Here is a 446-nt window from a genome sequence, read left to right as displayed (position 1 = left end):
CATTCATTCTCCACAAAAGCTTTTAGGTTTAACTATAAAGGAGAGTGGTTAAAAGCTTTAGGTAAGGCTGATTTTGTGTTAAAAGCCGATGCTTTCGCACCAAATAACACACAGAATTTCTTTGGTTTAGGAAATGAAACAAGTTTTGAGGAGCATGGCGATGATGATGATAACATCAGGTACTACCGCACACGTTTCAACCTTTACCAGGTTGATGCTTCAATTAGGTGGCGCCGCCCTAAATCTACTTTTAGCGTCGGACCGTCGTGGCAATACTATAAATATAATCAGGAAGATAACCAAGGGCGTTTTATCGAAAATCCATCAAAATTGCATTCGTCCGATTCGCTTACGGTACGAAACGAAAAGATGTTTGCAGGTGCATTTGTAAATTTCACCAACAATACCCGCGATAATGATTTGTTACCAACTTTGGGCAGTTATGT

The 446-nt window shown here is 39.7% G+C and carries 1 pseudogene; it reads left to right on the top strand.

What is annotated here, in order from left to right:
* Positions 1 to 446: pseudogene (locus AC1DND_RS29470) on the top strand (BamA/TamA family outer membrane protein); the annotation flags it as partial.

This window comes from Pedobacter sp. 01N416 (assembly GCF_056399685.1).
The sequence above is the reverse complement of the archived record's forward strand: the minus strand, read 5'-3'. Positions and strand labels throughout refer to the sequence as shown.